This window comes from Pseudomonas sp. SIMBA_068, from assembly GCF_046534705.1.
GTDB lineage: Bacteria > Pseudomonadota > Gammaproteobacteria > Pseudomonadales > Pseudomonadaceae > Aquipseudomonas > Aquipseudomonas putida.
Map to the genome: position 1 here is coordinate 1 of NZ_JAWRYI010000482.1, position 273 is coordinate 273.

Sequence of the window (273 nt, forward strand, 5' to 3'; positions counted from 1 at the left end):
GCTTCGGTGCTGATTCCAGAGAGCAGCACATCGGTGGTGACAATCAGCAGGTTGGCGGTAAAGCCGGAGGCCACACCGGCAATGGCGGCCAGCAGGCCCGCCACCGGATGACGGCCCACCGCCAGAAAGATTAGTGCGCCCAGCGGCGGCATCACTACCAGCGCGGCATCCGAGGAGATATGGCTGAAAAAGGCGATAAACAGCACCATGTAGCTGGCATAACGGCGGCTGACGCGTGACGCCATCTTCACCATCAGCGAATGGAGCAGGCCG

At 61.9% G+C, this 273-nt stretch carries 1 protein-coding gene; it reads right to left on the reverse strand.

Features of this window, described 5'->3' with window-relative positions:
- Nucleotides 1-273, reverse strand: a 273-nt coding sequence (locus SB756_RS30055; RefSeq protein ID WP_410913235.1) for an AbgT family transporter, incomplete at both ends; no start/stop codon positions are given.